This is a genomic window from Streptomyces sp. JLYT201, assembly GCF_059448825.1.
This window is the reverse complement of sequence record NZ_CM182551.1, coordinates 2,255,180-2,277,367: the sequence shown is the minus strand read 5'-3', so window position 1 is coordinate 2,277,367 and position 22,188 is coordinate 2,255,180. Positions and strand designations below refer to the sequence as shown.

Below are 22,188 nucleotides of genomic sequence, written 5' to 3'. Positions count from 1 at the left end.
GCGCGCGTCACACGACGTGGAAGTCCGCCGGGTCGGGGCCGAGCCGCCGGTCCTCGTTCAGGGCGCTGATCGCCGCCATGTCCTCCGGGTCGAGCTCGAAGTCGAACACCGCGATGTTCTCGGCGATGCGGGACGGGGTCACCGACTTGGGAATGACCACGTTGCCCAGCTGGAGGTGCCAGCGCAGGACGACCTGGGCCGGGGTGCGGCCGTGCTTCTGGGCGATCGCGACGATCGCCGGGACCTCCAGGAGGCCCTTGCCCTGGCCGAGCGGCGACCAGGCCTCGGTGGCGATGCCCTGCTCCGCGTGGTACTCGCGGGCGGCGCGCTGCTGGAGGTGCGGGTGCAGCTCGATCTGGTTCACGGCCGGGATCACCGACGTGGCGTCGATGAGGCGCTCCAGGTGCTCCGGCAGGAAGTTGGAGACGCCGATCGACTTGGCGCGGCCGTCCGCGTGGATCTTCTCGAAGGCCTTGTACGTGTCGATGTATGTGTCCTTGTCCGGCATCGGCCAGTGGATCAGATACAGATCCACGTAGTCGAGGCCGAGCTTCTCCAGGGACGCGTCGAACGCGCGGAGCGTCGCGTCGTAGCCCTGCGCGCTGTTCCAGAGCTTCGTCGTGACGAAGAGCTCCTCGCGGGCGATGCCGGAGGCCGCGACGGCCTTGCCGGTGCCCGTCTCGTTCTCGTAGACGGCCGCCGTGTCGATGCTGCGGTACCCGGACTCCAGGGCCGTCGCGACCGCCCGCTCCGCCTCGTCGTCCGGCACCTGCCAGACGCCGAAGCCCAGCTGGGGCATCTCGATGCCGTTGTTCAGGATGATCGGGGGGACCTTGCTCACGGGCTCTCGATCCTTATGCGTCGTCGGGTGGTACGTCCATGGTCAACGATCAGAGGCCGTGCCGCATTCCTGGCGGGGGACCCGGGATGCGCCGCGGCGGGCACGGGGCGTGGCGGCCCTCGGAGAATGGCCGGATATAGCTCCGACCTCATCGGTCCGAACCATTGACCGCGTCCCGTCATGCCGCGACTCTGTTGCACGTCACTGAACGCAGGCCATCCATGTGAACACCCTACGCACACCGGTGGTGGTGTATCCCAGTGGCTCCTGAACCCCCCACTTCTTCAGGAAAGGCAGGACGCGCCCATGAACAGCCACGACACGCAGACATCGGAGCTTCCCCCGGGCCCGGCCGACCGCACGGCCTGGCAGACCCCCGAGTACACGGTCGTCGAGACCTCGCTCGAGGTCACCGCGTACCGCCTCGCCGACCGGTAAGCACGGACCGTGCTGCTCCAGGTGCTCGGCACCGCGGCGGGCGGCGGGCTGCCCCAGTGGAACTGCGCGTGCCCCGGCTGTGCCGGGGCCCGCGCCCACCCCGAGCGCCGCCGCCGCCACGCGTCGCTCGCCGTCCGCGCGGGCCCGGGCCGCTGGTACCTCGTCAACGCCACCCCCGACATCGGCGAGCAGATCGAAGGGTGCCCCGAGCTGCTGCCCGACCCCGCGGCCGACGTCCGCCGCTCCCCGCTCGCCGGAGTCCTGCTCACCGATGCGGAGCTCGACCACACCCTCGGCATCGCCCGGCTGCGGGAGGCCCGCGACGGCGTGGCCGTGTGCGCCACCGCGCCGGTGCGCCACGCCGTCCGCGAGCGGCTCGGCCTCGACGCCGTGCTCGGCCCCTACACCACCGTCCGCTGGCGCGAGCTGACCGCCGCTGCCGTGCCCCTGGAGGAGGGGGCCGAGGTCGCCGTGAGCGCGGTGCCCGTTTCGGCCAAGCGCCCGCGCTACGCGGCCGACGCCACCGGGCCCGGGGCCGAGGGGGACGCCTGGTCGGTCGCCCTGCTCCTGCGGGACACCGCGACGGGCGCCACCGCCCTGTACGCACCGGCCCTCGCCGCCTGGACCGACGCCTTCGAGGAGGCCGCCCGCGCGGCCGACCTCGTCCTCGTCGACGGCACCTTCTGGGACGACGAGGAGCCGCTGCGGGCCGGGTTCTCCCGCACCACCGCCACCGGGATGGGCCATCTGCCGATCACCGGTCCGGGTGGCACCGCGCACCGGCTCGCACGCCTGCCGGGCCGCTGTCTGTACACGCATCTGAACAATACGAACCCCCTCGGGGACCCCGGCGCCGAGCAGCACAAGCAGCTCGCGGAGCGGGGACTCGACGTCGCGGCGGAGCGGATGGTGATCGAACTGTGAGGACGGCCACCCAGGACGGCACGAGGCCGGACGGACCGAGGCCGGACGGCGCGGTGCCCGACGGCACGCGACCGGACGGCGCGCTGCCCGACGCCACGCGGCCCGGTGAGCACGAGCCGTGGACGCCCGACGAGCTCACCGAGCGGCTGCGGGCGGTCTCCGCCGAGCGCTACCACGACCACCACCCCTTCAACGTCCGGATGCACGACGGCGACCTCAGCCCCGGCGAGCTGCGCCGCTGGATCGCCAACCGGTTCCACTACCAGCGCCACATCCCCGTCAAGGACGCCCTGATCCTGGCCAAGTTCGACGACCCGTCCGTGCGCCGCGGCTGGCTGCGCCGGATCCGGGACCACGACGGCGAGCGCCCCGGCGACGGCGGCATCGAGCGCTGGCTGCGGCTCGGCGAGGCGGCGGGTCTCGGGCGCGACGAGCTTCAGGACGCGTCGCGGGTCCTTCCGGGGGTGCGGCTCGCCGTCGAGGGATACGTCAACTTCTGCCGCCTGCGGCCCGCGCTCGACGCCGTGGCCGCCTCGCTCACCGAGCTGTCCGCGCCGGACCTGATGCGCACCCGGATCGCCGCGTTCGAGAAGCACTACCCGTGGATCGACGCCGACGGCCTCGCCTACTTCCGCGGCCGGGTGGAACAGGGCGGCCGCGACGGGCAGGAGGCGCTCGGCCTGGTCCGCGCGTGGGCACGCACCCGGGAACAGCAGGAGCGGGCCGTGGCCGCGCTCGCCTTCAAGTGCGACGTGCTGTGGTCGCTGCTCGACGCCGTCGACCGCGGCCCCGCCGGGGCCCACGCGAAGGAGTGAGCCGCCGTGACCGATCTCGTACGACTCGACTGGCGGCCCGTGCTCGCCCGCTCGGTGATGCTCCGCCACGACCGGGTGCGCGGCGTCGACCTGCTCGTCCTGCCCGAGCGGGTGGTGGTCCTGCGCGGCGCCGCCGGGAGCATCGTGGCGCTGTGCGACGGGGAGCGCGACGTGGAGGCGATCGTCGCGGAGCTGGCGCGGCGCCACCCGGCGGCGCCGGTCGCCGCCGAAGTGCCGGTCTTCCTCGAACAGTTGCGGGACGAGGGGTGGCTGCGGTGACGGCCGCCGCGCCGCAGCCCGCCGCCGCGCCGCAGCCCGCCCCCGGGCCGCCCTCCGCCCCCGAACCGCCCCCCGCTCCCGGGCCGCGCCCGGACTCCCCACCGCCCCCGCCCCCGGATCCCCCTTGGGCCCTGCTCGCCGAGCTCACGCACGGCTGTCCGCTGCGCTGCTCCTACTGCTCCAACCCGGCCAAACTGGTTGGTCGGTCAGCCGAGCTGTCCGGTGCCGAGTGGGCCGACGTCTTCCGTCAGGCCGGTGACCTGGGCGTCGTCCAGACCCATCTGTCCGGCGGCGAGCCGCTGTTGCGCCGCGATCTGCCGGGCATCGTGGCCGCCGCCGACGGCGCGGGGATCCACACCCAGCTCGTCACGAGCGGCGTCGGTCTGCACGAGGCCCGGCTCGCCGCCCTCGTGGCCGCGGGCCTGCGCAGCGTGCAGCTGTCCGTGCAGCACACCGACCCGCGCGCCGCCCAGCGCATCGCCGGGGCGCGGGCGTCCGCCGCCAAGGAGCGGGCGGCCCGCGTCGTCCGCGACGCCGGACTGCCGCTCGGCCTGAACGTGGTCCTGCACCGCGCCAACCTGGACGCGCTCGACGCCCTCGTCGAACTCGGCCTGGCCTGGGGCGCGGAGCGCGTCGAGCTCGCCAACACCCAGTTCTACGGCTGGGCCCTGCGCAACCGCGACGCGCTCCTGCCGCACCCCGAGCAGGTGGCCCGCGCCCGCCGCACCGTCGAGCGGTGGCGGGCCGACCTCGCCGGGCGCATGGAACTGGTGTGGGTGGCCCCCGACTACGTCGACGCCACCGCCAAGCCCTGCATGGGCGGCTGGGGCGCGGTGTCCCTGACGGTCGCGCCCGACGGCACGGTCCTGCCCTGCCCGGCCGCCGCCGAGCTGCTCGGCGCGGCCGCCCCCAGCGTGCGGGAGCGGCGGCTCGACTGGATCTGGCGGTCCTCGCCCGCCTTCACGCGCTACCGGGGCGAGGCCTGGATGCCCGAGCCCTGCCGCTCCTGCGAGCTGCGGACCGTCGACTTCGGCGGCTGCCGCTGCCAGGCGTACGCCCTGACGGGCGACGCCGCCCGCACGGACCCCGCCTGCCGGCACGCGCCCGACCACGGGATCGTCCGGGCCCTCGTCGACGCCGCGCGCAGGCCCGCGCGGGCCGACGGCGGCTACGCCTACCGCGAAGGAGGATCATGAAACGTCCCGCCCTGTCCGTGGCGGCGTGCGCCCTCGCCCTGGCGGGCCTCGTGGGGACCGCCCCCGCGACCCCGGCCGCCGCTCCCCGGACACCCACCGCCGACGACTGGTCCGTGGCCCTCGTGGAGTCCACCATGGCCCGCCACACGCCGACGTCCATCGGCGGCTGGTCGTACCCCGTCGGGCTCTACCTCTACGGCCAGTACCGCACGTACCTGCGCACCGGCGACGCGCGCTACCTGGCGTACGTGAAGGCGTACGTCGACCGGTTCGTCGACCAGGACGGGAACACCGCGCAGAAGTTCACCAGCCTCGACAGCATGCAGGCGGGGCGGCTCCTGGTGATCCTGCACCACGAGACGGGCGAGGACCGCTACCGGATCGCCGCGCGCAGGATCCGGGAGCGCCTGACGTCCTACCCGCGCACGTCCGACGGCGGCTTCTGGCACGCCGACACCGCGAGCCGCGCGCACCAGCTCTGGTCGGACGGCGTCTACATGGTGACGCCGTTCCTCGTCGAGTACGGCGCGGAGTTCGACGACGAGGCGTACACCGACCGCGAGGCCGTCGAGCAGCTGAACACCTACGCCCGCCACCTCCAGGCGGACAACGGCCTGTTCCAGCACGCCTTCGACGAGTCGCGCACCGCCGCCTGGGCCGACAAGGAGACGGGGCGCGCCCCCGAGCAGTGGTGCCGGGCCATCGGCTGGTACGCGATGGCCGCCGTCAACGTCCTCGACGCCACGCCCCAGGACGGGCCGGGCCGCGAGGAGCTCCTGCGCACCGTGCGGAAGCTCGCCGCGGGCATCGCGCGCACCCAGGACCCGGCCACCGGCCGCTGGTTCCAGGTCGCCGACAAGGGCGGCCGGGAGGGGAACTGGACCGAGACGTCCTGCTCCAGCATGTTCACCTACGCCCTCTCGCGGGCCGCGGAGAAGGGCTACGTCTCCGCGTCGTACCGCGAGGTCGCCCGGCGCGGCTACCGGGGCGTCCTGGAGAAGATCTCGCGCGGCACCGACGGACTGACCCATCTGACCGACATCTCCATCGGCACGAACGTCGGCGACTACGCCTTCTACGTCGCCCGGCCCCGCCGGACCGACGACTTCCACGGGCTCGGCGCCTTCCTGCTGATGAACGAGCAACTGCGGAAGCAGAGGTGAGCCGGGCATGACCCCCTCACGAAGGGCCGTGCTGGGCGCGGCACTCGGCGCCGGAGCGGGCGCCGCCGCCACGGCCGCCGGAGCACCGCCCGCCGGAGCACGACCTGCCGGGGCGGCGACCTCCGATGCGGCGGGCCCCGCGGCCGCATGGCAGCTGCGCTGGGCGCCGTCCGTCCGCGAGGTCGGGACCCGCGCCTTCGAGACCCTGGAGGACGACCGCGCCGGCTCGCACCCCGAGGCCGCGCCGCACATCTCCGCCGAGGGCGACACCATCCGCTTCGCCATCCACACCGTCGACCGCGACACCAGCGCCGACCGCCAGCGCCAGGAGGTCACCGGCTGCCGCACCGGCGACACTTGTCTGAAGTGGCGGCGGGGCGAGACCTGGCGGGTCACCTACCGCATGTTCCTGCCGAGTTCGCTGCGGGCGACCACGACGTTCACGCACATCATGCAGATGAAACAGCCCGGCACGGGCAGCGCGCCGCTCGTCGTGCAGTCGCTGCGCCGCTCGGGCGGCGAGCAGACCATCGAGCTGAAGGTCTTCGGGCAGGACGTCCTCGTCGGCCGCACGGATCTGGAGCCGCTGCACGACCGGTGGACCGACGTCGACTTCCGGATCACGATCGGCGACGGTGCGGCGGGCTCCGTGCGCTGGATCCTCACGAGCGGCGGTACGACGGTCGTCGACCGGGAGGCATCCGGCGTGGACACCTTCCTCGCCGACCGGGTGCGGCCCAAGTGGGGCATCTACCGCTCCCTCGGCGACACCTCCGGCGCGATCCGGGACACCTATCTGCTCCTGTCCGACCCGCGCGCCTACCAGCTCGTCTGACGCGTCGCACCGGCATCTCCCACCCCCCGGCCCACAGGAGGCACCCATGCACGGCACCAGCAGGCCGACCGCCCGGAGCGTGGCCCTGGCGGCCACCGCCGTCCTCACCGCGGGACTCGTGACCCACGTCCCCTCGGCGGTGGCCGCGCCGCCCGCCCCGGCCGGTGAGCCCACCGGCGTCAGGACCGTCTCCAGCGGCTGGACCATACCGTGGGGCACCTCCTGGCTCCCCGACGGCAAGTCCGCGCTCGTCACCGAGCGGGACGACTTCCGCGTCTGGTCGGTGTCGGCCGACGGCGCCACGAAGAAGCAGCTCGGCACGGTGCCGGAGGCGCAGACCACCGGCGGCGAGGGCGGCCTCATGGGCGTCGCCGTCGACCCGCAGTGGGCGTCCAACCACTACGTGTACGTCATGCACACCGCGGCCGAGGGCAACCGCGTCGCCCGCATGACCTACGACGGCTCCTCGCTCGGCGGCTACACGGTCCTGGTCAAGGGCATCAAGAAGGCCAAGTACCACAACGGCGGCCGCCTCGCCTTCGGCCCCGACGGCTTCCTGTACGCGACCACGGGCGACGCCCAGGACCGCAAGCTCGCCCAGGACAAGAGCTCCCTCAACGGCAAGATCCTGCGCCTGACCCGGGACGGCGAGCCCGCCCCCGGCAACCCCTTCGGCACGCTCGTCTACAGCCTGGGCCACCGCAATCCGCAGGGCATCGCCTTCGACCCGCAGGGCCGCCTGTGGGAGGCCGAGCTCGGCGACGCCACCAGGGACGAGCTGAACCTCATCAAGCCCGGCAAGAACTACGGCTGGCCCACCTGCGAGGGCACCTGCAACGTGTCCGGGATGACCAACCCCAAGCAGACCTGGGGCGTCGCCGAGGCCTCGCCGAGCGGCGTCGCCGTCGTGGACGGCGCGGTCTACATGGCGGCCCTCAAGGGCGAGCGCCTGTGGCGCATCCCCATCAACGCCGACAACGAGAACGTCGGCTCCGCCAAGGCGTTCTACGTCGGCCGGTACGGCCGCCTGCGGGCGGTGACGGCGGTGCCCGGCGCGAAGGCGCTGTGGGTGTCCACGACCAACGCCGACAACAACGGCGGCGAGCCGGACGGCGCGGACGAGATCCTGCGCGTCTCGATCGGCTAGCCCGCGAGCACCGGCCGGGCCGTCAGGGGCACACCGGTCCCTCAGGGGCACACCGGTCCCTCAGGGGTACAGCGCCGCGACCTCGTTCGCGTACGCCTGCTCGATGGCCTTGCGCTTCAGCTTGAGGGAGGGCGTGAGCAGGCCGTGCTCCTCGGTGAACTGGTGCGCCAGGATCCGGAAGGTCCGGATCGACTCGGCCTGCGAGACCAGGGTGTTGGCGGCGACCACCGCGCGCCGCACCTCGGTCTCCAGGTCCGGTTCGCGCACCAGGTCGGCCAGGGCGAGCGGGGGCTTGTCGCGCAGCGCGAGCCAGTGGTCGACGGCCTCCGCGTCCAGGGTGACGAGCGCCGCGACGTACGGGCGGTCGTTGCCGACGACGATGCACTGCGCGACCAGCGGATGGTCGCGCACCCGCTCCTCCAGCTGGGCGGGGGACACGCTCTTGCCGCCGGAGGTCACCAGGATCTCCTTCTTGCGGCCGGTGATCGTGAGGTAGCCGTCCTCGTCGAGGGCGCCCAGGTCTCCGGTGGCGAGCCAGCCGTCGTGCAGGGCCGCGTCGGTGGCCTTGGGGTCGTTGAGGTAGCCCTGGAAGAGGTGGGGGCCGCGCAGCCACACCTCGCCGTCGTCCGCGATGTGCACGGTCGTGCCCGGGAGGGCCTGGCCGACCGTGCCGTAGCGGGTGCGCTCGGGCGGGTTGGCGGTTGCGGCGGCCGAGGACTCGGTGAGGCCGTAGCCCTCGAAGACGGTGACGCCCGCGCCCGCGAAGAACAGGCCGAGGCGCCGGTCCATGCCCGAGCCGCCGGACATCGCGTGCCGCACCCGGCCGCCCATCGCCTCGCGCACCTTGGCGTACACCAGTTTGTCGAAGAGCTGGTGCTGCATCCGCAGGCCCGCCGAGGGTCCGGGCCCGGTGCCGAAGGCCTTGGCCTCCATCGCGTCGGCGTACTTCACGGCCACCTCGACGGCCTTGTCGAACGGGCCCGCCCTGCCCTCCCGTTCGGCCTTGCGCCGGGCCGCGTTGAAGACCTTCTCGAAGACGTACGGCACGGCGAGGAAGAAGGTGGGCCGGAACGCGGCCAGGTCCGGGAGCAGCGCCGCCGCGGTCAGGCTCGGCTGGTGCCCGAGCTTGACCCGGCCGCGCACCGCCGCCACCTGCACCATGCGCCCGAAGACGTGCGCGAGCGGCAGGAACAGCAGCGTGGACGGCTCGTCACCGCGCTTGGAGTGGAACACCGGCTCCCAGCGCCGGATGACCGTGTCCACCTCGAACATGAAGTTCGCGTGGGTGAGCACACAGCCCTTGGGTCGGCCCGTGGTGCCGGAGGTGTAGATCACGGTGGCGACGGAGTCGGGCGTGACCGCGCGGCGGTGGCGGTGCACCACCTCGTCGTCCAGGTCGCGGCCCGCCTCGCCGAGCTCGCGCACCGCGTCCTCGTCGAGCTGCCACAGACAGCGGAGCAGCGGAAGGCGGTCCACGACCGAGCCGATCGTCATGGCGTGGTCCTCGTGCTCGACCATGGCCGCGGTGACCTGCGCGTCGTGCAGCATCCAGAAGACCTGCTCGGCCGACGACGTCGGGTAGACGGGCACGACCTGGGCGCCGACCGTCCACAGGGCGAAGTCGAAAAGGGTCCACTCGTAGCGGGTGCGGCACATGATGGCGACCCGGTCCCCGAAGCGCACGCCCCGGGCGAGCAGGCCCTTGGCGAGCGCGAGGACCTCGTCGCGGAACCGTGCCGAGGTCACGTCCCGCCAGACGCCGTCGGGGCCCTTGCGCCCGAGCACGACGCGGACCGGATCCTCCAGGGCATGGTCGAAGACGGCGTCGGCAAGGCCGCCCACCTTGGGAGCCGACGCCAGGGGAGGGTTCGTGAACTCGCGCAATGGTGCTCCTTGTGGCGCTCCGCACAGCGCCGGTGACGGTACCCCACCCCCGTCCCTTCCGGGAGGGGGGTGGGGAACGGGCCCATGGGCACGATCGTCACAGGTCAGCTGGTGAAATGCGGCCACAAGGGGAAGGGCCGGACAGTTTCCTGACGGATGAGTAAGTTTCGGTGGCGTGATCTCCACCGAATCTGTACGCGGAAGTTACGCCTGGAGCTGCTTCGCGGGCGTGCCCTCGACCATGCGTTCGGCTCCGGCGGCCCCCCGGTCCGCGTCGGCCGTCCGCTTGGTCCGGACCATCACGAGGACCACGACCCCCGCCACGAGGCCGGTGATCCCCGCCACGAGCGAGGCGCCGTTGAGCCCGGATGCGAACGCCGCGCGCACGCTGTGCTCGGAGAACGCGCCCCGGACCGCCGCCGCCCCGCCGCCCGCCACGGTGTGCGCCGCGTCGTGGCCGAGCGCGTCCTGCATCCGCGACGTCAGGACCGTGCCGAAGACGGCGACGCCCAGGGCGTAGCCGAGCTGGCGGAAGGTGTTCACCGCGCCGCCCGCCATGCCCGCGTCGCGCGGTGGCACCGCGGCGAGCGCGGCCCCCGCGAGCCCCGGCGAGACCAGGCCGATGCCGACGCCCGCGAGCACCAGGCCCGGCACGAGCGCACCCCAGGACGAGCCCGCGTCGAGCACCGCCATCGCCAGGCCGCCCGCGCCGATCAGGAGCAGCCCGACGCCGATGACGTACCGCCCCGGCACCCCGTGCAGCAGGCGCCCGCCGATCGCCGCCACCACGAACGACGTGGCCGACAGCGGCACCAGGACCAGGCTGCCGCGCACCGGGCTCATGCCGAGCACGGTCTGCAGCCAGATCGAGAGGTAGGGGATCACGCCGAACGCGGCCGCGTTGTAGCCGATCGCGCCGATCAGGACCCCGGTGAACGCGGGCTTGCGCAGCAGCCGCAGATCGAGCAGCGGATGCGCGGCGCGGCGCTCCACCACGACGAAGGCGAGCAGCGCGAGCGCCGCCACCGCGAGCGTCACACCGGTGCGGGCCGAGGCCCAGCCGACCGTCGACGCCCGCACCACGCCGAACGTGAGCGCGCCCGCGAACAGCGCGAACGTCGCCGTGCCCGCCCAGTCCACGCGCCGCTCCGCGCGCCCGCGCGACGGCGGCACCGCGCGCAGCGTCAGCCACACCGAGGCCACGCTCACCGGCAGGTTGACGAAGAAGATCCAGCGCCAGCCGGGCCCCTCGGTGAGCAGCCCGCCGGCGATCGGCCCCAGCGCGGCGGCGGCACCGCTCACCGCCCCCCACAGGCCGAGCGCCACCGAGCGCTCCTTGCCCTGGTACGCGGCGCCGAGCAGCGGCAGCGTCGTGGCGAACATCGCGGCGGCCCCGAGCCCCTGCACGGCCCGCGCCGCCACGAGCAGCTCCGCGTTCGCCGCGAGCCCGCAGCCGAGCGAGGCCAGCGCGAAGACGACGGTGCCCGCGAGCTGGACCCGCCGGTGGCCCACCACGTCGGCGGCGGCGCCGATGCCGAGCAGCAGCGCGGCGAGCGCGAGCGCGTACCCGTCGATGACCCACTGCAGATCGCTGAGCGAGGCGTCGAGCGCCCGCGCCATGTCGGGCAGCGCCACGACCACGATCGTCACGTCGAGCAGCAGCATGAACGTGCCCAGGCACACCGCCGTCAACGGCCCCCATGAGCGCATGGTCTTACTCCCGTTCCCTGGTTCCCTGCGCCACCGATCGGTGGCTCCGATGCCGTACGATCCGTGGCGGCCGGACGATCGTGACGGTCATGGGCCGCACTGCGGCGGAATTCGACATCTCGGGGGAGGTCGGCGATGGAATCCTCCATGCTGGACGCTTTGGACCAGAAGTTGCTCCAGGCCCTGGAGACCGACGGGCGCGCGCCGTTCAGCAAGATCGCGGCGGTGCTCGGCGTCTCGGACCAGACGATCGCGCGCCGCTTCCGCCGGCTCACCGCCGAGGCCGGACTCCGGGTCGTGGTGCTGCGCAACGCCGAGCGGCTCGGCCAGGACCACTGGATGCTCCGGCTGCGCTGCGCCCCGGACGCCGCGCAGACCATCGCACACGCCCTGGCCCGCCGCCCCGACACGTTCTGGGTGGGCCTGGCCGCCGGGGGCACGGAGGTCCTGTGCATGACCAAGCCCCGCACCCCCGACGACCACGACCTGCTGCTCGGCAAGCTGCCCCGCACCCCGCACATCGTGGACATCCGCGCCCACCAGCTCCTGCACACCTTCTTCGGCGGGCCCCGCGGCTGGCTCGGCAAGCTCGCCCCGCTGAGCGCCGCACAGCTCGCGGCGCTGACCCCGCGGCTTCCCGCGCCGCCCGCGGCCCCGGCCCGCATCTCCCCGGAGGACGAGCCCCTGGTGGCCGCGCTGGAGGCGGACGGCCGCGCCGGATACCCCGAACTCCAGCGCCTCACCGGACTCTCGGAGTCCACGGTCAAGCGCCGCCTGGCCGCGCTCCTGGAGTCCCGGGCGATCTACGTCGACATCGAGTACAGCGCCGAGGCCCTCGGCTACCGCTGCGGCGCCACCCTGTGGATCACCACGGCCCCCGCCGCCCTGCACTCCGTCGGCCAGGCGCTCGCCGAGCACGACCAGATCGCCTACGTCGCCGCGACGGCGGGCCCCTCCAATCTGGTGGCGACGGTCGTCACCCGGGACACCGCGGGCCTGTACGCCTACCTCAGCGGGGAGATCGGCGGCCTGGAAGGCGTGCAGCACGTGGAGACCACGCCGTATCTGCGCCGCGTCAAGCAACTCATCTACCGGCCCACGCGCTAGCGCCCGCCCGGCGTCACGGGCGCCCGCGCTGCAACCGGTCCCCGCCCGCCAGGATCGCCGCCGCCAGGGCGTCCGCCGCCGCGTGGGCGCCCGGTGCGGCCGGGCGCCGCTCGCCGTGCCGCAGGACGAAGTCCACCGCGCCGAGCTCCGGCAGGCCGAGCCGGTCGGAGACCCGCACCAGGCCGGGCGGGACCAGGCCGCGCGAGTGCGCCATCACGCCGAGCCCGGCGCGCGCGGCGGCCACCAGGCCGTTCAGGCTCCCGCTGGTGCAGGCGATCCGCCAGGGGCGGCCGCTGCCCTCCAGGGCCCGCAGCGCGAGCGCCCGGGTGATGCCCGGCGGCGGATAGACGATGAGCGGCACCGGGCGGCCCGGGTCCAGGCGCAGCCGCGGCGCGCCGATCCACACCAGGTCGTCGTGCCAGACCAGTTCGCCGCGCGGGTCCTTCGGGCGCCGCTTGGCGAGGACGAGGTCGAGCTTGCCCGCGTCCAGGCGCTCGTGCAGCGTGCCGGACAGCTCGACCGTCAGCTCCAGGTCGACCTCCGGGTGCTCGCGCCGGAAGGACTGCAGGATGTCGGTGAGGCGGGTCAGGACGAAGTCCTCGGACGCGCCGAAGCGCAGCCGCCCGCCGAGCCGGGCGCCTGTGAAGTGCGCCGTGGCCTGCTCGTGCACCTCCAGGATGCGGCGCGCGAAGCCGAGCATCGCCTCGCCGTCCTCGGTCAGCTCCACGCGGTGCGTGTCCCGCGCGAACAGCGGCCGCCCGGTCGCGTCCTCCAGGCGCCGCACGTGCTGGCTGACCGTCGACTGGCGCAGGCCGAGCCGCCGCGCGGCCTGCGTGAAGCTCAAGGTCTGGGCCACCGCGAGGAACGTACGCAGCTGAGCGGGGTCGTACACCCCGCCAGGTTATCGCGGTACGTGATGACAGTCAGAGCGGTGTACGGGATTCCCGATCGCGTGGAAGAGGAGGACCATGGAGAGGGCACGTACCGGGTCCGGCCCGTGGACGGGCCCGAGGAACCGAGACCCCGAGACCCCGAGAGCACGGAGCCCTGTGAAACGCCCGTCCTGGCCGTCGTGGATGCCGGTCGACCCCTTCATCGCGGTGCTGCTCGGCACCGTCGGCCTCGCCGCGCTCCTGCCCGCCCGGGACACCGCGGCCGACGTCGCGTCCGGGGCCTCCACCACGGCCGTCGCGCTGCTGTTCTTCCTCTACGGCGCCCGCCTCTCGACCCGGGAGGCGCTGGACGGGCTGCGGCACTGGCGGCTGCACCTCACCGTGCTGCTGTGCACGTTCCTGGTGTTCCCGCTGCTCGGCCTCGCCGCCAAGGGGCTCGTGCCGCACCTCCTGACGCCCGCGCTCTACAGCGGCTTCCTGTTCCTGACCCTGGTGCCCTCCACGATCCAGTCGTCGATCGCCTTCACCTCGCTGGCGCGCGGCAACGTGCCCGCGGCGATCTGCGCGGGCACGTTCTCCTCGCTCGCCGGGGTGGTGCTCACCCCGCTGCTCGTGGCCTGGCTGCTCGCCGACACCGGCGGCGGCTTCTCCGCCGACGCGTTCGTGAAGATCGTGCTCCAGCTGCTCGTGCCGTTCCTCGCGGGGCAGGTGCTGCGGCGCTGGATCGGGGGATTCGTCACGCGGCACAAGAAAGTGCTGAGCCTGATCGACCGGTGCTCGATCCTGCTCGTCGTCTACACCGCGTTCAGCCAGGGCATGGTGCGCGGCATCTGGAGCCAGGTCACCCCGGCCCGGCTCGCCGCGCTGCTCGGCGTCGAGGCGGTGCTGCTCGCGCTGATGCTCAGCCTCACCTGGTACGGCGCGAAGCGGCTCGGCTTCGACCGCGCCGACCGGGTCGCGATCCAGTTCGCGGGGTCGAAGAAGTCCCTGGCGGCCGGGCTGCCCATGGCCAGCGTCCTGTTCGGCGCGCAGGCCTCGCTCGCGGTCCTGCCCCTGATGCTCTTCCACCAGATGCAGCTGATGGTCTGCGCGGTGATCGCCAAGCGCCGCTCCCACGACCTGGAGGAGTTCACTCCGGCCGGGACAGGCGCAGCGTCACGAACCGCGGCCGGTACAGCTCCACGTTCCGGTTGACGTTCGCCTGCCCCGCCGCCGTCGCCGTGGCGTCCGGCGCGTTCACGTCGTAGCTCAGCACGAGGCGGCCGCCGCCGCTCAGGGCGGGGTGCGCCTGCGGGTTGTACGCGGCCGAGTCCGCGGGCAGCGGCGGCGCGAAGCCCTTGGCGGGGCCGTGCCAGGGCCCGCTCGGCGAGCACGCCCAGTACGACGTGACGGTGGTCAGGCCCCGCGCGCCCGCCGCCATCGTGAACAGCACGTACGTGCCGCCGTCCCGGACCACGGTGAACGCGCTGCCGACCCCCTTCTGGTCGTCGTCGCCGAGCACCGAGCGCGGCTTCGCCCCGGCGCGCGACCAGGCGCGGCCGTCCCAGTAGCGCCAGGCCGAGGGGTCGCCGAGGCCGCCGTGCGGGACGCGGGCGGCATAGGCGCGCGAGGAGGGGCGCGAGGCGGTCTGCGCGTCGTTGCCGCCGAAGACGTACGTCCACTCGCCGTCCTCGACCGTGGTGGTGCCGTACAGCACCCGCCGCTCGGGGTCGGCGACGCCGCGCTGGTCGGAGATCTGCGTGATGCCTTCGAGGGCGAGGTCGGGCAGGGTGAGCGTGGCGACCTCGGTGGCGGCGGGCACCCCGAAGATCCACGGCGCGGGGCCCGCGGCCCGGGTCCACAGCAGGACGCGCACGACCTGCTCGCCGCCGCCCGGCGTGCGCGGCTCGACCTTCGCGGCGACCGGCCAGCGCCACTGCCCGGGCGCGGGGTCGGCGAACAGGGGCGTGGGCAGGGTCCGCTCCAGGGTCCCGGAGGGGGACGCCACCACGCCGGAGTTGCGGACCATCGGGGCGCCGCCGTCGCGCCACTTGTGCGGCTTGCCCTGCTGGTTGGGCGGCGGGTGCACCCGGCCCAGGAAGGTGTCGGAGAACAGCCACAGGACGCGCCCGTCGGGCAGCTTCACCGAGTGGGTGCCGTCGCCGCCGCTCCAGTCGTCGTCGCGCGCAGCGTCGTCGCCGTACGCGGCGAACGCGTCGGTCAGGCCGGTCTCGGGGCGCCAGGAGTCCACGCCGCGGGCCGTGCACGCCGCCGGGCCCTTCCGGTCGTCCTCGTCGTCCGGAAGGGCCGTCAGGAGCACGGCCGCGCAGGCGAGCACCACCAGCAGGGCGACCCACAGCACGGGTGAACCGGGGCCGCCCCGCTGCCGGTTCGCCGCCGCCGGACCGGTGAGCTGGCGTGTGGCTTGGGACACGCCCGGGACGCTAGTTCCTCGGGCGCACGCGGTCCATGGGCAGCCAGGCGACGGTGTCCGGTGTCACAGCGGAGCGGCCGGCCCGCCGCCCGTCGGAGCCGGCCACCGAGGCGAGCTCGTCCACCTCCGCGTCGGTCAGGGCGCGCTTGAAGACCCGTACCTCGTCGATGGCTCCGGCGAAGTGGGCCCGGCTGTCGACGCGCTGCCCGATGTGCACGCCGAACGGCGAGTTGCGGCTGACCGTGCCCGGCACGTCGGGCCGGGACAGCTCGGTGTCGTCCACGAACAGCGTGAGCTCCCCGTCGCCGCGCCGCAGCACGGCGTGGTGCCACGCGCCGTCGTTGTACGCGCCCTGGGTGCTCAGGGAGGCCGAGCGGGGCGGCGTACCGCCCTCACGGGTGGTGATCAGGCCGGTGACGCGGCCCGCCGCGGGTTCGCCGCGCAGCCACACCTGGGGTTGGTTCGTGCCGACGCCGCCCATCCACAGCAGCGGCTGCTCCCCGCTGGTGGCGGAGTAGCGGAACCACAGGGACAGGGTGAAGTCGCCCGATCCCAGCGGCAGTTGGGGGCGGAAGCGCAGGCGTACCGCGTCATCGGTGCCGTCGAAGGCGAGCGCGTCGCCCGTGACGCCGTCGGTGGGGCGCGCGCCGCCGAGCACCGCGGCGCCGGGCGCGCCGGGAGCCCAGTCGCTCGTGTGCGGGTCGGGGCCGCGCCGCGGCTTCAGCCAGTCCTCGGTGAAGCGCGCGAAGCGGATCTCGTCGCGGGCGTCGACCGGGCCGCCCTCGTACATCAGGCCCACGTGGTCGGCGTCGGCGTGCACCATGTCCGAGTAGCCGGACCAGTCGGTGGTGACGACGGTGCCGCGGTCGAAGCTGTCCCAGGTGCGCCCGCCGTCGTAGGAGGACCGGACGGTCATGGTGCGGCGCCGGTCCGGGTCGCCCGGGCAGGCGAGCAGGAGCCGGCTGCCGAGCCGCAGCGTCGAGCCCTGCACCTGGGGCGTGTACAGGTCGGGCTGGGGGCGGAAGGGCGCGATGAAGCTGTCGCCGCCGTCGCGGCTGACGGTGTGGGAGCGGTGCCCGAGGTCGGTGCCGTCCTGTTCGCGCCCGCTGACGTAGATGGAGCCGTCCTGGCGCTCGGTGACGGTCATCTCCGACGGCTTCTGCCGGAACGTGCCGTCGGCGGCGTCGACGGGATACGAGTCGGTGGCGCCGATGCGCCACCGCTCGCCGCCGTCGTCGCTGACGATGAGCGCGGCGTGGTTGGCGGTGACCCGGCTGCCGTTCCACGTCTCGGCGTTCACGGCGAAGACGAGGCGGCCCTTGTGGCGGCCGCGGGTCAGCTGGAGGCCGTGCACGGGCCCGGTCGCGTACCAGGAGTTCCAGCTGGCGGGCAGGATCTCCTTGCTCAGGTCTCGCGGCGCCGACCAGGTCACGCCGTCGTCGTCGCTGTACTGGAGGTGCGGGGTGCGGTCGCACGGCACCTCGCAGTTCTTGCCGTCCGTGCGTCCCGTGTTGTACGTCTCCGCGAGCACGATGCGGCCCGTGTCGCGGTCCACGATCGGCGTCGGGTTGCCGTGGGTGTTCCCGGCGCCCTCGTTGATGACCTGCATGGGCCCCCAGGTGCGGCCGCCGTCGTGGGACCGCTTGAGGACGAGGTCGATGTCGCCCGCGTCGCTGCAGTCGTTGACACGGCCCTCGGCGAAGGCGAGCAGCGTGCCCTTCACCGTCTTCACGACGGCCGGTATACGGAAGCAGGTGTACCCGGGATCCTGGGAAGCCTTGAAGAGGACCTGCTGCTCGAAGGACGGCAGCGCCCGGTCACCGGCCGCGGCCGAGCCGCTCAGCGCCGACGGCAGGGCGAGCGCGGTGAGGGTGGCCGTGGTCAGCGCGGCGACGGTGCGCCGGGGCGGACGGGGGCGGGCAGGGGGTGCGACGAGGTCGAGCCGGGCAGGTCTGGGGCGTGCGCGGTGTCTCAGGGGCATACGGCGGCCCTTCGTAGTGACCATATCGACCGGACATATGGACATCCCATGTCCAAGGTGCGGGGCGCCGACGCTACTTGGGCCGCTGGGGCCGCACAAGAACCGTGCGTGTAGCTGAAGCCATACGGGCGAGCGGGTCCGGAATCAACCCTCCCAACGGGTGAGAATGCCGCCGTAGCGACCACCCCGATGGCCGCTACGGGACGAGGACGACCTTGCCGAGATTGGCGCGCGACTCGATGGCCTCGTGCGCCTTCGCCGCCTCCTCCAAGGGGAACGCGGCGTGCACGGCGGGCCGCAGCGCGCCCGCCGCGAACAGCCGCCACAGCTCCCGGCGCCACGCCTCGTAGGTGTCCGGGCGGCCCCGGGCGATGAGTGCCATCTGAAATCCCGTCACGGACTTGGCGCCGACGAGCAGGTCGTACGCCCGCACGGTGCCGCCGCCCGAGCTGTAGGCGACGAGGCGGCCGAAGGGGGCGAGCGCGGCCAGGGCCGGGGCGAGCAGTTCGCCGCCCACCGCGTCCAGGCAGTAGTCGACGGGCTCGCCCCAGCCCTCCCGGTCGTACGTGACCACCTCGGTGGCGCCCAGGGAGCGCACGAAGCCGGCCTTGGCGGGGTCCGACACGGCGCCCACGACCCGCCCGGCGCCGCCGAGCGCGGCCAGCTGCACCGCCAGATGGCCCACGCCGCTGGCCGCCCCCGTGATCAGCGCGGCCTCGCCGGGCGCGGGGCGCGCCGCCTGGAGCGCGCCGTAGGCGACCAGGCCGCTGCGGACCAGGGCCACCGCGTCGGTCGCGCTCGCGCCCTCCGGCACGGGGGAGGCCATGGCGGTGTGCAGCAGGGCGTAGTCGGCGTAGCCGTGCCCGAAGGTCAGGCCGGTGACGCGGTCGCCGGGCGCGAAGCCGGTGACGCCCGGGCCGAGCCCGGCCACCTCGCCCGCGATCTCGCCGCCGAGCGGTATCGGCTCGGGGGACTCGCGCACCTTGCGCACGACGGGCAGCGTCACGCCGGCCGCCGCGACGCGCACGAGCAGCTCGCCGGGTCCCGGTGCGGGCACGGGGGCCTCTTCGAGCCGCAGGACCTCCGGGCCTCCGCTGTGGTCGTACCGAACGCGACGCATGCGTGCCTCCTCGGGGCAGAACCGTTGGTGGTCCCAACGATAGCCCTCTTTTCGTTGGGAAGTCCAACGGTTCTTCGGTACGCTCCTCCCATGCCCGAGACCCCGCCCGCCCCCTCCACCATCCGCACCCTGCCCAGCTGGCTGCTCGGCCGCGCCGCCGCCCGCGGCCGCGCCCTGGTCGCCGACGCCCTCGCGGCCGAGGGCCTGCGGATGTGGCACCACGTGGTCCTGTCCGCCGTCGCCGACCTCGGCCCCGTCGCCCAGGCGCAGCTGGGCCGCAGCGTGTCGCTCGACCCCAAGGACATGGTCGGCGTCCTCAACGACCTCCAGGACGCGGGTCTGGTCGACCGCACGCCCGACCCCAAGGACCGCCGCAAGAACGCCGTGACGATCACGGACGAGGGTCGCCGCATGGTCCAGCGCTGCGCCCGCGCGGCCCGGCGGGCCAACGCCGACCTCCTGGCGCCCTTGTCGGAGGAGGAGCGCGCGCGCTTCACGGAGATGCTGACGCGGGTGGCAGCGGTGGACGCGCCGGATGCGTGAGGCGTGAGGGTGGGCGCGAACCGGCAGGTATCAAGCCCGTCCGGCGTTTGAGGACGAGCCGCGAAGCGGCAATGGGTCAAGCCGGTCCGGCGCTTGAGGACGAGCGCGCAGCGCGACGGCCCCGCCGCGAGCGGGGCGAGGCCGGGGGGGCGGCCCGGGCCCCGCCTAGCCCTGGTCGGCCATGGCCTGCAAGGCCACCCGGTGCTCGCCCGCGTACACGTTCATGGAGGTGCCGCGCAGGAAGCCCACCAGCGTGAGCCCCGTCTCGGCCGCGAGGTCGACGGCGAGCGCCGAGGGTGCCGAGACGGCCGCGAGCACCGGGATGCCCGCCATCACGGCCTTCTGCGCCAGCTCGAAGGAGGCGCGGCCCGACACGAGCAGGACCGCGCGGGACAGTGGCAGGCGGCCGTTCTGCAGGGCCCGCCCCACCAGCTTGTCGACGGCGTTGTGGCGCCCCACGTCCTCGCGTATGTCGAGCAGCTCGCCGTCCTCGGAGAACAGCGCGGCCGCGTGCAGGCCGCCGGTCCGGTCGAAGACGCGCTGGGCCGCGCGCAGCCGTTCGGGAAGGTCCGCGAGCAGCGCGGGGGTGAGCCGCAGCGGGTCGGGGCCGTCGTCGACGGCCCAGCGGGCCGTCGTGCGGACCGCGTCCAGGCTGGCCTTGCCGCAGAGGCCGCACGACGAGGTCGTGTACACGTTCCGTTCGAGGGTGATGTCCGGGATGACGACGCCGGGCGCGGTCGACACGTCCACCACGTTGTACGTGTTGGAGCCGTCCTGGGTGGCGCCCGCGCAGTACACGATGTTCCGCAGCTCGTCCGCCGTGCCGAGGACGCCCTCGCTGACCAGGAAGCCCGCGGCGAGCGCGAAGTCGTCGCCCGGCGTGCGCATGGTGATGGCGAGCGGCCTGCCGTTGAGGCGGATCTCCATCGGCTCCTCGGCGACGAGCGTGTCGGGCCGCTCGCTGACCGCGCCGTCGCGGATGCGGAGGACGCGGCGGCGCTCCGTGACTCGTCCCATGTCGATCAGTCCCGGTTCTGTCCGTGCTGGTGGCCGGAGCGGCCCTTGAGGCAGAGGCTGCCGTGGGTCACCGGGCCGCCGTGCGGCGAGGTGACCTTCACGATCTCATTGTCCTGCACGCGCGGCGTGCGGCGGTCCGCTCGACGCCGGACGCGCGGTGCGGCGCGGCTCCGGCGCGGGCGCCGAACGCTCCGGCGCCCGGGACTGCGGCTCTCACGAGGGGCGCTCCGTTCGGTCGCATCGTTCCGGCGGGCCTGTCGCGATGGCCTCGGCGGCACGCGAGAGGGGACGGAATATTGTCTACAGTATGGAAGTTGGGGCGGCAAGGGGCGCACGTGACATCGCATACCGTCGACGAATCCCGGCCCGCCCCCTTCCCAACGACCCGCCGGATTCCTACCGTTCGGGATCATGAGGCCCCCCGTCGCACCTCCCGGCTGGAGCCGGTGGCTCGTGCCGCCCGCCGCCCTGTCGGTGCACCTCTCCATCGGCCAGGCCTACGCCTGGAGCGTCTTCAAGCCGCCCCTGGAGTCCGCCCTCGACCTCAGCGGCACCCAGAGCGCGCTGCCCTTCCAGCTCGGCATCGTCATGCTGGGCCTGTCCGCCGCGTTCGGCGGCACGCTCGTGGAGCGCAACGGCCCGCGCTGGGCGATGTCCGTCGCGCTCGTCTGCTTTTCCTCCGGCTTCCTGCTCGCCGCGCTCGGCGCCGCGACGCGCCAGTACTGGCTCGTCGTCCTCGGCTACGGCTTCGTCGGCGGCATCGGGCTCGGCATCGGCTACATCTCCCCGGTGTCCACCCTGCTCAAGTGGTTCCCCGACCGGCCCGGCACGGCCACCGGCATCGCGATCATGGGGTTCGGCGGCGGTGCGCTCATCGCCTCGCCGTGGTCCGCGCGGATGCTGGACTCGTTCGGCACGGACTCCTCCGGCATCGCGCTCGCCTTCCTGGTGCACGGCCTGACGTACGCGGTCTTCATGGCGCTCGGTGTGCTCCTGGTGCGGGTCCCGGCGCCGCGGGACGCCCGCGGCCAGGCCGCCGCGGGCGCCTCCGGAGGACCCCAGGTGTCGGCCCGCGAGGCCGTGCGCACCCCGCAGTTCTGGTGCCTGTGGGTCGTCCTGTGCATGAACGTGACCGCCGGGATCGGCATCCTGGAGAAGGCCGCGCCGATGATCACGGACTTCTTCGCGGACTCCGCGACGCCGGTCTCCGCGTCGGCGGCCGCCGGGTTCGTCGCCCTGCTCTCGGCCGCGAACATGGCGGGCCGCATCGGCTGGTCGTCCGCGTCCGACCTGCTCGGACGCAAGAACGTGTACCGGGTCTACCTGGGCGCCGTCGCGCTGATGTACCTGCTCATCGCCCGCTTCGGCGATGACTCCAAGCCGCTGTTCGTCTGCTGCGCGCTGGTCATCCTCTCCTTCTACGGCGGCGGCTTCGCGACCGTCCCCGCGTATCTGAGGGACCTCTTCGGCACCTACCAGGTGGGCGCCATCCACGGCCGCCTCCTGACGGCCTGGTCGCTCGCCGGGGTCCTCGGCCCGCTGATCGTGAACTGGGTGGCCGACCGGCAGGAGGACGCGGGCAAGGAGGGCGCGGCCCTGTACGGGCTCTCCTTCTCGATCATGATCGGTCTGCTGGTCGTCGGCTTCGTCGCCAACGAACTGGTCCGCCCCGTCCACCCGCGCCACCACCTCGCCGCGCCGAAGGAGGCCGCCGATGACGACACCGCCGAGCCCGCCGCCCGCTGACGGGGGCGCACCCGCGCCGCCGCCGCGCCGCCGCGCGCTGATCCTGGGCTCCTGGCTGTGGGTGACCGTGCCGCTGGCATACGGCCTCTACGAACTCGTACACAAGGCCAGACAGCTCTTCACCGGGTGACGCGAT

The 22,188-nt window shown here is 73.8% G+C and carries 21 protein-coding genes and 1 pseudogene; 13 read left to right on the top strand and 9 right to left on the bottom strand.

Annotated elements, in window-relative coordinates; all coding sequences use genetic code 11:
* Positions 1-7: 7 nt before the first annotated feature.
* The gene (locus tag AC5WAM_RS08920; RefSeq protein ID WP_366792323.1) at positions 8-799 is read right to left on the bottom strand and encodes an aldo/keto reductase; all 792 of its coding nucleotides are present in this window, start codon (positions 797-799) and stop codon (positions 8-10) included.
* Between the two features lie 348 nt (positions 800-1,147).
* Here AC5WAM_RS08920 and pqqA point away from each other — a divergent pair, with 348 nt between their 5' ends.
* The 8 genes from pqqA (at position 1,148) to AC5WAM_RS08880 (ending at position 7,638) form a co-directional block, all read left to right on the top strand.
* Positions 1,148-1,279 carry a pyrroloquinoline quinone precursor peptide PqqA gene (gene pqqA, locus AC5WAM_RS08915; RefSeq protein WP_138962631.1) on the top strand — a complete coding sequence of 44 codons (132 nt, stop codon included), beginning with the start codon at positions 1,148-1,150 and terminating at the stop codon, positions 1,277-1,279.
* Between the two features lie 9 nt (positions 1,280-1,288).
* Complete coding sequence (gene pqqB / locus AC5WAM_RS08910; RefSeq protein WP_495522226.1) at positions 1,289-2,203, top strand: pyrroloquinoline quinone biosynthesis protein PqqB; 915 nt, start codon at positions 1,289-1,291, stop codon at positions 2,201-2,203.
* A gap of 83 nt (positions 2,204-2,286) precedes the next feature.
* Positions 2,287-3,018: a pyrroloquinoline-quinone synthase PqqC gene (pqqC, locus tag AC5WAM_RS08905; RefSeq protein WP_495523535.1), complete on the top strand. Its 732-nt coding sequence runs from the start codon at positions 2,287-2,289 to the stop codon at positions 3,016-3,018.
* A 57-nt stretch (positions 3,019-3,075) separates the two neighbouring features.
* The gene (gene pqqD, locus AC5WAM_RS08900; protein ID WP_172382832.1) at positions 3,076-3,297 is read left to right on the top strand and encodes a pyrroloquinoline quinone biosynthesis peptide chaperone PqqD; all 222 of its coding nucleotides are present in this window, start codon (positions 3,076-3,078) and stop codon (positions 3,295-3,297) included.
* A 131-nt stretch (positions 3,298-3,428) separates the two neighbouring features.
* The gene (gene pqqE, locus AC5WAM_RS08895) at positions 3,429-4,493 is read left to right on the top strand and encodes a pyrroloquinoline quinone biosynthesis protein PqqE (RefSeq protein WP_495523534.1); all 1,065 of its coding nucleotides are present in this window, start codon (positions 3,429-3,431) and stop codon (positions 4,491-4,493) included.
* Positions 4,490-5,656 (top strand): glycoside hydrolase family 88/105 protein, encoded by a 1,167-nt coding sequence (locus AC5WAM_RS08890; protein ID WP_495522225.1) that lies wholly within the window; start codon positions 4,490-4,492, stop codon positions 5,654-5,656. The genes pqqE and AC5WAM_RS08890 overlap by 4 nt, the downstream gene beginning before the upstream one ends.
* Positions 5,657-5,663: 7 nt before the next feature.
* Positions 5,664-6,491, top strand: a complete 828-nt coding sequence (locus AC5WAM_RS08885) for a polysaccharide lyase family protein (protein ID WP_495522224.1) — start codon at positions 5,664-5,666, stop codon at positions 6,489-6,491.
* 46 nt (positions 6,492-6,537) lie between these two features.
* Positions 6,538-7,638, top strand: a complete 1,101-nt coding sequence (locus AC5WAM_RS08880) for a PQQ-dependent sugar dehydrogenase (RefSeq protein ID WP_495522223.1) — start codon at positions 6,538-6,540, stop codon at positions 7,636-7,638.
* A 60-nt stretch (positions 7,639-7,698) separates the two neighbouring features.
* Here AC5WAM_RS08880 and AC5WAM_RS08875 read toward each other — a convergent pair whose 3' ends face one another.
* Both AC5WAM_RS08875 and AC5WAM_RS08870 read right to left on the bottom strand, forming a co-directional pair.
* The gene (locus tag AC5WAM_RS08875; protein ID WP_366792298.1) at positions 7,699-9,522 is read right to left on the bottom strand and encodes an AMP-dependent synthetase/ligase; all 1,824 of its coding nucleotides are present in this window, start codon (positions 9,520-9,522) and stop codon (positions 7,699-7,701) included.
* Between the two features lie 204 nt (positions 9,523-9,726).
* The gene (locus AC5WAM_RS08870; RefSeq protein WP_495522222.1) at positions 9,727-11,232 is read right to left on the bottom strand and encodes an MFS transporter; all 1,506 of its coding nucleotides are present in this window, start codon (positions 11,230-11,232) and stop codon (positions 9,727-9,729) included.
* A 147-nt stretch (positions 11,233-11,379) separates the two neighbouring features.
* Here AC5WAM_RS08870 and AC5WAM_RS08865 point away from each other — a divergent pair, with 147 nt between their 5' ends.
* Positions 11,380-12,339, top strand: a complete 960-nt coding sequence (locus AC5WAM_RS08865; RefSeq protein WP_366792296.1) for an Lrp/AsnC family transcriptional regulator — start codon at positions 11,380-11,382, stop codon at positions 12,337-12,339.
* 13 nt (positions 12,340-12,352) lie between these two features.
* On the opposite strand, the gene AC5WAM_RS08860 is transcribed toward AC5WAM_RS08865, so the two are convergent.
* Entirely contained in the window at positions 12,353-13,231 is an 879-nt protein-coding gene (locus AC5WAM_RS08860) for a LysR substrate-binding domain-containing protein (protein ID WP_138962641.1), read from the bottom strand.
* A 157-nt stretch (positions 13,232-13,388) separates the two neighbouring features.
* Here AC5WAM_RS08860 and AC5WAM_RS08855 point away from each other — a divergent pair, with 157 nt between their 5' ends.
* A complete protein-coding gene (locus AC5WAM_RS08855) occupies positions 13,389-14,426 on the top strand; it encodes a bile acid:sodium symporter family protein (RefSeq protein ID WP_495522221.1) in 1,038 nt (345 codons plus the stop codon).
* On the opposite strand, the gene AC5WAM_RS08850 is transcribed toward AC5WAM_RS08855, so the two are convergent.
* From AC5WAM_RS08850 to AC5WAM_RS08840, 3 genes are all read right to left on the bottom strand, one after another.
* Complete coding sequence (locus tag AC5WAM_RS08850) at positions 14,362-15,645, bottom strand: DUF5005 domain-containing protein (protein WP_495522220.1); 1,284 nt, start codon at positions 15,643-15,645, stop codon at positions 14,362-14,364. The two genes, AC5WAM_RS08855 and AC5WAM_RS08850, sit on opposite strands and share 65 nt — an antisense overlap.
* A gap of 10 nt (positions 15,646-15,655) precedes the next feature.
* Positions 15,656-17,626 carry an exo-alpha-sialidase gene (locus AC5WAM_RS08845; RefSeq protein ID WP_366792293.1) on the bottom strand — a complete coding sequence of 657 codons (1,971 nt, stop codon included), beginning with the start codon at positions 17,624-17,626 and terminating at the stop codon, positions 15,656-15,658.
* 196 nt (positions 17,627-17,822) lie between these two features.
* Complete coding sequence (locus AC5WAM_RS08840; RefSeq protein ID WP_366792292.1) at positions 17,823-18,746, bottom strand: quinone oxidoreductase family protein; 924 nt, start codon at positions 18,744-18,746, stop codon at positions 17,823-17,825.
* A gap of 90 nt (positions 18,747-18,836) precedes the next feature.
* Here AC5WAM_RS08840 and AC5WAM_RS08835 point away from each other — a divergent pair, with 90 nt between their 5' ends.
* On the top strand, positions 18,837-19,289 hold the full coding sequence (locus AC5WAM_RS08835) for a MarR family winged helix-turn-helix transcriptional regulator (RefSeq protein ID WP_366792291.1): 453 nt from the start codon (positions 18,837-18,839) through the stop codon (positions 19,287-19,289).
* Positions 19,290-19,454: 165 nt separating this feature from the next.
* Here the strand turns inward: AC5WAM_RS08835 and fdhD are convergent, their stop codons facing one another.
* The gene (gene fdhD, locus AC5WAM_RS08830; protein WP_366792290.1) at positions 19,455-20,306 is read right to left on the bottom strand and encodes a formate dehydrogenase accessory sulfurtransferase FdhD; all 852 of its coding nucleotides are present in this window, start codon (positions 20,304-20,306) and stop codon (positions 19,455-19,457) included.
* 5 nt (positions 20,307-20,311) lie between these two features.
* Positions 20,312-20,434, bottom strand: a pseudogene (locus AC5WAM_RS08825) (2Fe-2S iron-sulfur cluster-binding protein); the annotation flags it as partial.
* Positions 20,435-20,717: 283 nt separating this feature from the next.
* On the opposite strand from AC5WAM_RS08825, the gene AC5WAM_RS08820 reads away from it, so the two are divergent.
* Together AC5WAM_RS08820 and AC5WAM_RS08815 are read left to right on the top strand one after the other, a co-directional pair.
* Positions 20,718-22,052, top strand: coding sequence for an OFA family MFS transporter (locus AC5WAM_RS08820; protein ID WP_495522219.1), 1,335 nt, complete (start codon positions 20,718-20,720; stop codon positions 22,050-22,052).
* Positions 22,021-22,182, top strand: a complete 162-nt coding sequence (locus tag AC5WAM_RS08815; RefSeq protein ID WP_172382705.1) for an MFS transporter small subunit — start codon at positions 22,021-22,023, stop codon at positions 22,180-22,182. The genes AC5WAM_RS08820 and AC5WAM_RS08815 overlap by 32 nt, the downstream gene beginning before the upstream one ends.
* The last annotated feature ends 6 nt before the right edge of the window (positions 22,183-22,188 follow it).

Excerpts from the sequence above, each read along its gene's own strand:
- AC5WAM_RS08920 (WP_366792323.1), bottom strand. The coding sequence starts at position 799 with ATGCCCCAGCTGGGCTTCGGCGTCTGGCAGGTGCCGGACGACGAGGCG.
- pqqA (WP_138962631.1), top strand. The coding sequence starts at position 1,148 with ATGAACAGCCACGACACGCAGACATCGGAGCTTCCCCCGGGCCCGGCC.
- pqqD (WP_172382832.1), top strand. The coding sequence starts at position 3,076 with ATGCTCCGCCACGACCGGGTGCGCGGCGTCGACCTGCTCGTCCTGCCC.
- AC5WAM_RS08890 (WP_495522225.1), top strand. The coding sequence starts at position 4,490 with ATGAAACGTCCCGCCCTGTCCGTGGCGGCGTGCGCCCTCGCCCTGGCG.
- AC5WAM_RS08885 (WP_495522224.1), top strand. The coding sequence starts at position 5,664 with ATGACCCCCTCACGAAGGGCCGTGCTGGGCGCGGCACTCGGCGCCGGA.
- AC5WAM_RS08880 (WP_495522223.1), top strand. The coding sequence starts at position 6,538 with ATGCACGGCACCAGCAGGCCGACCGCCCGGAGCGTGGCCCTGGCGGCC.
- AC5WAM_RS08870 (WP_495522222.1), bottom strand. The coding sequence starts at position 11,232 with ATGCGCTCATGGGGGCCGTTGACGGCGGTGTGCCTGGGCACGTTCATG.
- AC5WAM_RS08865 (WP_366792296.1), top strand. The coding sequence starts at position 11,380 with ATGCTGGACGCTTTGGACCAGAAGTTGCTCCAGGCCCTGGAGACCGAC.
- AC5WAM_RS08845 (WP_366792293.1), bottom strand. The coding sequence starts at position 17,626 with ATGCCCCTGAGACACCGCGCACGCCCCAGACCTGCCCGGCTCGACCTC.
- AC5WAM_RS08840 (WP_366792292.1), bottom strand. The coding sequence starts at position 18,746 with ATGCGTCGCGTTCGGTACGACCACAGCGGAGGCCCGGAGGTCCTGCGG.
- AC5WAM_RS08835 (WP_366792291.1), top strand. The coding sequence starts at position 18,837 with ATGCCCGAGACCCCGCCCGCCCCCTCCACCATCCGCACCCTGCCCAGC.
- fdhD (WP_366792290.1), bottom strand. The coding sequence starts at position 20,306 with ATGGGACGAGTCACGGAGCGCCGCCGCGTCCTCCGCATCCGCGACGGC.
- AC5WAM_RS08820 (WP_495522219.1), top strand. The coding sequence starts at position 20,718 with ATGAGGCCCCCCGTCGCACCTCCCGGCTGGAGCCGGTGGCTCGTGCCG.
- AC5WAM_RS08815 (WP_172382705.1), top strand. The coding sequence starts at position 22,021 with ATGACGACACCGCCGAGCCCGCCGCCCGCTGACGGGGGCGCACCCGCG.